Origin of the sequence: Pseudoalteromonas sp. A22 (genome assembly GCF_018141345.1) — a bacterium.
Classification (GTDB): Bacteria; Pseudomonadota; Gammaproteobacteria; order Enterobacterales; family Alteromonadaceae; genus Pseudoalteromonas; species Pseudoalteromonas maricaloris.
The window spans coordinates 684,469-690,326 of sequence record NZ_CP047237.1; the positions used below are offsets into that span (position 1 = coordinate 684,469).

The 5,858-nt window shown below is 39.5% G+C and carries 6 protein-coding genes; all 6 read right to left on the reverse strand.

The window, feature by feature from the left end:
* Positions 1–13: 13 nt before the first annotated feature.
* The 6 genes from GSF04_RS02750 to GSF04_RS02770 are packed head-to-tail and all read right to left on the reverse strand — an operon-like array spanning position 14 to position 5,846.
* Positions 14–1,297, reverse strand: coding sequence for an HlyD family efflux transporter periplasmic adaptor subunit (locus GSF04_RS02750; RefSeq protein WP_211856472.1), 1,284 nt, complete (start codon positions 1,295–1,297; stop codon positions 14–16).
* A 12-nt stretch (positions 1,298–1,309) separates the two neighbouring features.
* Positions 1,310–2,338, reverse strand: a complete 1,029-nt coding sequence (locus tag GSF04_RS02755; protein ID WP_211856474.1) for a TauD/TfdA family dioxygenase — start codon at positions 2,336–2,338, stop codon at positions 1,310–1,312.
* A gap of 12 nt (positions 2,339–2,350) precedes the next feature.
* The gene (locus GSF04_RS23260; protein ID WP_249122321.1) at positions 2,351–2,842 is read right to left on the reverse strand and encodes an aminotransferase class V-fold PLP-dependent enzyme; all 492 of its coding nucleotides are present in this window, start codon (positions 2,840–2,842) and stop codon (positions 2,351–2,353) included.
* Positions 2,764–3,564 (reverse strand): aminotransferase class V-fold PLP-dependent enzyme, encoded by an 801-nt coding sequence (locus tag GSF04_RS02760; protein WP_249122322.1) that lies wholly within the window; start codon positions 3,562–3,564, stop codon positions 2,764–2,766. The genes GSF04_RS23260 and GSF04_RS02760 overlap by 79 nt, the downstream gene beginning before the upstream one ends.
* 25 nt (positions 3,565–3,589) lie before the next feature.
* Entirely contained in the window at positions 3,590–4,855 is a 1,266-nt protein-coding gene (locus tag GSF04_RS02765; RefSeq protein WP_039491318.1) for a phenylacetate--CoA ligase family protein, read from the reverse strand.
* A gap of 19 nt (positions 4,856–4,874) precedes the next feature.
* On the reverse strand, positions 4,875–5,846 hold the full coding sequence (locus tag GSF04_RS02770) for a TauD/TfdA family dioxygenase (protein ID WP_039491320.1): 972 nt from the start codon (positions 5,844–5,846) through the stop codon (positions 4,875–4,877).
* Between the last annotated feature and the right edge of the window lie 12 nt (positions 5,847–5,858).

Genomic DNA, 5,858 nt, shown 5'->3' on the forward strand with positions numbered 1-5,858 from the left:
ATCTCTTTAAGTTTTATTTATATAAATATATTTGTTTTGCTTGAGCAAACAGTTCGACATTTGAAGCAATTACCACTTCACCTTCTTTAAGACCGCTAATAACTTCAACCTCTCCAGCGTTTCTCATTCCAAAATTGACTTCACGTTTGACAGCGTGTTGATCCTTAACAACATAAACGTACTTTCCTCCGGATGAATCCAAATAAGCCCCAGATTTAAGTTTTAAGACATCCCTCTTTGACTCAATAAAAATTTGTGCACTAACACGTTGATTTTGTCTGAGTCCAATAGAATTATCAGCAAAACGGAGTCTCCCTTTAACTTGGCCATCGACTACCTCTGGTGAAATTCCTACAAGCTGAGCATTTTTATATTCTCCATTCACAAATACCTTCGACTCCATCATATGTGTCATTTCATCCGCATAGATTTCAGGTATGTAAACTTCAACTTCATAATTATCCAATTCGATTACTGTTAATAAAGGTTGATGATCTTCAACTTGATCAAAATCTTTAAAGCTTGTCACCCCCACCACACCGTTAATTGGGGAGTGGGAAACTAACTCCGTTAACTGGCGCTCAGCATCTTCTAAAATTAATTTTTGCCGTTGAAGCTCAAAATTGCGTGTATCCAGTTCAAATTTCTCTTCGTCCTTAACATTTCCATACTCTATAATTGAGTGTTTATGGTTAAGTAAAGCTACCTCGCGCTCTGCTACAGTTACCTCTAATGCTTCTTTGCTAATAATCTGAGCTTCAAAGGATTTTTCTGCACGTTCTTTTTGTTTTTCAGCCAAAACCAAGTTAACCTTCGCTAAATCAATCTCTTTTTGCGCATCTGACAGCGCTGATTTAAGTTCAAGCTCTTGGCGCTCAACTGCAAGCTCTAGTTCAGATAGTCTTGTACGTTCTTGGTTAACTAGATTGTTTAACTCAGGAGATTCTATTGTCGCTAGCACTTGCCCTTTACTAACAGCATCTCCAGCCTTTACCGAGTAGCGAACGATACCAGGAGAACCTGAATATATGGTTGGGCTATTGGCCGCTACAACGACACCTTGTACTGTGACTTGCCGTATGAAGTCACCTTTGCCCACTTCGATAAAGCTCAATTGATCAACCGAAATTCCTTTCTCCCCAGACAGAATGGAATACACTCTGCCCCAAACGCTAAAAGCAACAACTAAACAAATGATTATGACAATTGCCCATTTCACTATTGGCCCACGGCTCTTTTTTGTTACGATAACTTCATCTTGTGCTGAAGTGTCTCTGATCCCAGATTCAATATTCATTATTCACCAAGCCTAGATTTCTAATACCATCATTTCTTTATCTTGCACATCGCTCCACAATGTTGGTTCACTCAACCCTGTTAGCACTCTTCGGTTTCCTTGAAATGGTTCTCGACCATGACTTGAAAGCATGTTGTCTACCATTAACACATCAGAAGACTCCCACTTAAAACTCACTTTTTCCGCTAAATAAGCTTGTTGCAATTGAATAATTTCAGAGTGAGAGAAAGGAGTTCCGTCTCCAAAGCAAGTCTGGTTTGGCACATTTTTCATGTCGAAAATAGTACTCAAAGAAGATTGCACTTGCTCTGACAAAGTTTTGAAATTGAAAAATGTGCAGTGATTAAACCAGCACCTTTCTTTTGTAAAAGGATGGATAGCAATAACTGCTCGTTTTTGCCTCGTACGCAGCTCTATATCTCCGTCCGCCCATTCAAACTGAATGTCGTTTTGTGTACAGTAACTTTCAACCTCATTACGATCTCTGGTTTGATATGCTTCTTGCCATGTTAAGCCAAAAAGCTCGGAAAAATTCCTTTGATACTGGTATCCTTTCTCTACGAGTTTTAATTTTAACGGCTCTGGAATTCTCTCAAGTATTTTTCGGGTATCAGCTAACGGTGTTTCGCCACCAACTGCTGCAGGCACTTCGCAATAAAAGTAAATATTACGAGAAAAGTTAAGATTGTAAGACTGCTCATTGTGCAAAAATATAGATTGATCTGCTCGTTGGCTTGTCGACGTATAAATATTACCCTCCACCTGTTCTCTTGGAGATGAGCGTTCATGATATGGTAACGCGCCTGCTGAAGTTAGCTCGATATAACGTTCAAAATCCTTATGGCTTTTTACTACGAAGCCTCGACATAATACAGCACCATACTTGAATACACATTGCTTAATCACTTCACTGTTATTTGATGCCCATTCTATTAACGAAATACTATTAGAGGTATCAGTTATGACTAAAGGAAGTGGTTTGTTCTGATCAAAAAAGGAAGTCGTTACGCTCCCCTGGTTTAACAATGCTAAGTAATCCATTTGCTTCCCCCTCTACGCTGAAACCGAACTTATATTCAGCATGCTCGTGCAGATTTCATCTAATGCAGAAAAGAAAGTTTTAATGTCTTCCTCACTGTTGTAGATATATCCTGATACACGAAGTACCTGCCCATCAGTTTGGCTTTGAGTATATGGTTGAGCACATAAGTGACCATTTCTCACAATGATTCCATACGAATCACTTAAGTATCTAGATACGTCATCTAAGTCGTCTAATCCTCTGATAGCAAAACTTAGCACCGCACCTCTATCAAGGCTCTCATCATCGCAAATGACCTTTATATAGTCCCTTTTTTTAGCCTCTTTTAATATAAAGTGGCCTAAACGTCTGTCATGCTCACTTATTACGTCAATTCCAACTCTATTTAAATAGTCAATTGACGCACCGAAACCAATCACTCCGGCTATATTTGGTGTCCCAGCTTCAAACCTATGCGGTATTTTACGTAATCTAAAAGAATCATACTCAACCCAATCAACCATCCCCCACCTAAAGTTTGAGGAACTAATGACTCAAGCATGTCTGTTTTACCATACAGCACACCGACACCGTTTGGACCCAACATCTTGTGCGCTGAGAAGCACATAAAATCAATGTTGCCACTTTTCACTGACACTTTTCGATGAGGTATAGACTGAGCAGCATCAACAAGGACAATGGCGCCTACTGATTTAGCCAAAGCAGCCATGCGCTCTAAGTCAATATATATACCAGTCACATTCGAGCAATGAGTCAAAGCTACAACTTTTGGTTTTTGCTGTAAAAGCCTTTCATACTGTTCAATGTCAATAGCGCCATTGGGTAAGCTCACTATAATTTCCGTCTTAGCTTTACTTGACCAAGGAAGTAAATTTGAATGGTGTGCGTTCTCACTTACTAACACTAAATCATCTTTTTGCAGCTCTAGACCAGAAGCAACCATATTAATTGCTTCTGTTGTATTGCTAACAAAGACGACCTCGTTTCCATGACATTGAATCAGATTAGCGACGTTATAACGAACTTGCTCGTATTGATTAGATACTTCTTCCATCGCGAAATGCTTGCCTCTATGTACGTTACAGGCAACTCCACTGTAATATCGACTTATGGCGTCAATCATTACTTTGGGTTTTAATGAGGTTGCTGCACTATCTAAATACAAGACAGGTTCACCATCTATCTCCGCATTCAATCCAGGAAATTCATTTGTTATGCTATTCATGTTGGTTTCTTTATTAATCACAAGGCTACCCATTTAAATCTGTTTTTATTATTTGAAATTTTCCAGATCGCTCCGTCGCTATATAGTCAACATAACTAATATCCAAATGACTATTTAATCCAAGCAAAGATTTTAATTTAGCCAAGCTAGCTGATAGCTGCGTTTGCTCAAAGTCTTTTTCAGCTATTAGCTTCAATGAAAAATAATCATTGGTATGCTGGTGCAACTGATACATTTTTAGACCTTTGGGTGCACCAATTAAGCTATCTAGCGTACTGGCCCAAACCTGTGTTCCATCGCCCAACGCAATACAATTGGAAGCACGACCAATTACTGACACTTTTCGATGTGAGTGACCACATCGACATGGCGTTTCATCAAGGCGAAGATAGTCTCCCGTTTTATATCTAATATGCGGAACAGCTCCTTGATCTATACTACTAATTACTAGCTCTCCAATTTCTCCGTGTTCAACTTGTTCGCCATTATCATTTAAAATTTCTATATGGAACGAACTATCATTGAGATGAAGTGCACCATGGCAACATTCCATTGCAACCCATCCCATCTCGGAGCAAGACAAGAGTTCGGAAAAGGTAACGGCTTGGTCAAACCCAGATAATATACGTCGACGATTTAACGCGGTTACCGACGAGTAAGAACAAATAATAGGCGCTTTTGGGGGGATTATGCCGCGCTTTTGAAATTCTCCAATTAAGAAAGCAAAATGTGTTGGATCCACATAATATAGGTCAGGTTGATATTCAATAATCTCTTTAATTGCCGTTTCTATAAGATGCTCAGATGTTGTCAAAAGATCATGATAGACAGGCAAAACCAGTGTACCATCTGATAACGTTCTATCTTCTTTACTACTATTGGGATTCGCACACTCGACATCGGAGCAATTTGGTGCAGCGTAGCGTACTATTTTTCTCTGTGTTTTTACAAAAGCGTGTTCAACTTCTGCATTCACTTCAGTACAAGCAACGGCTCGCCCTATTAACAGCATACCTAGCTCAAAAGTAACTAACCTATCACCTGTTGTTCCGGAACTTTGCGAACGAGTTAATAATGGAGAGCCCATACTATACCCTTGGGCAAATACACCAACGGGAAAGTGTTTCCTGAAATCTCGCTTCTCCGTCAAAGGCAAAAGTGAAATATCTTTACTATCCATTATTTGATTAATGCTTACTCCGCTTTTATCTATATGCTTTTTAAAAAATGGTACTTTGTTGTACGCATAATAGACTTCATCGAGCAAAGCTTCTGATGTGCTTGTCGTCATTTATGTTAACTCCATTAGATTAAGTACACTCCGTCCACCCTGTCTTACCTGTCATTCCAACTAAAACTTTCCTCGCACCAGTGAACGGCAAACGACCATGACTAAAGCGCATGTTGTCTAATAGCAACACATCATTTTGTTCCCACTTGAATACAATCATTTGACGCTCATACACAGCTAAAATTTCAGCTATCATGTCATCTGGAATATAACTACCATCCCCAAATGTACAATTGCGAGGTAAATTGCACTCCCCGTACACGCTGATTAAGTTCTCTCTAACCTTTTTGGGCAATGCACTCACGTGGAACAAATGCGCTTGGTTGAACCAAACCTTCTTGTTTAACTTAGGGTGAATAACAACAGCGGGATTTAATTGAGTCGTTCGTAAGCCACCTTCAGTCCAGTCAAAATCTAAATTATTTTCTATGCAAGAAGCTTCTACGACAGCCTTATCTTCTGTTTGAAATACTTCTTGCCATGGTAGATCGACCAAGCCGTAATTTCTGACATAACGCAACCCCTTACGTTCAAACTCTTCCCTAATTTCTTGCGGTATCAATTCGTAGACTTTTAAACTGTCTGCGATTGGCGTTTCGCCTCCTGATTTGGAAGGTTGCTGACAGTAAAACCCTAAACGACTTGCCCAACAATTAGAGTAAGAGCTTTCGTTGTGTTGAACGATTGTAAGCTCTGAGTGATACTCAGATGCCGTGTAAACATTACCACGTAAATGCGTTCGAGGTGTTGAGCGGTAGGTGTAATCGAGTAATGGCCCAGCAAAAAGCTGCTCCAAAATTCCGGAGAACTGTGACGAAGTCATCCGTTTTAAACCTCGTATTAAGATTACACCACTTTCATTAATTACAGCTTGAATCAGGCGTTGATTGTCATCAACCCAATCTTTAAGTTTTCGGCCATCTAAGTTAGCGTGAAACAACATTTTGTTTCCCGCTAACTCATGTAATGTTATTTCACTATTTAGAGTCATAACTTAGTCAGC

Excerpts from the sequence above, each read along its gene's own strand:
- GSF04_RS02750 (WP_211856472.1), bottom strand. The coding sequence starts at position 1,297 with ATGAATATTGAATCTGGGATCAGAGACACTTCAGCACAAGATGAAGTT.
- GSF04_RS02755 (WP_211856474.1), bottom strand. The coding sequence starts at position 2,338 with ATGGATTACTTAGCATTGTTAAACCAGGGGAGCGTAACGACTTCCTTT.
- GSF04_RS23260 (WP_249122321.1), bottom strand. The coding sequence starts at position 2,842 with ATGGTTGATTGGGTTGAGTATGATTCTTTTAGATTACGTAAAATACCG.
- GSF04_RS02760 (WP_249122322.1), bottom strand. The coding sequence starts at position 3,564 with ATGAATAGCATAACAAATGAATTTCCTGGATTGAATGCGGAGATAGAT.
- GSF04_RS02765 (WP_039491318.1), bottom strand. The coding sequence starts at position 4,855 with ATGACGACAAGCACATCAGAAGCTTTGCTCGATGAAGTCTATTATGCG.
- GSF04_RS02770 (WP_039491320.1), bottom strand. The coding sequence starts at position 5,846 with ATGACTCTAAATAGTGAAATAACATTACATGAGTTAGCGGGAAACAAA.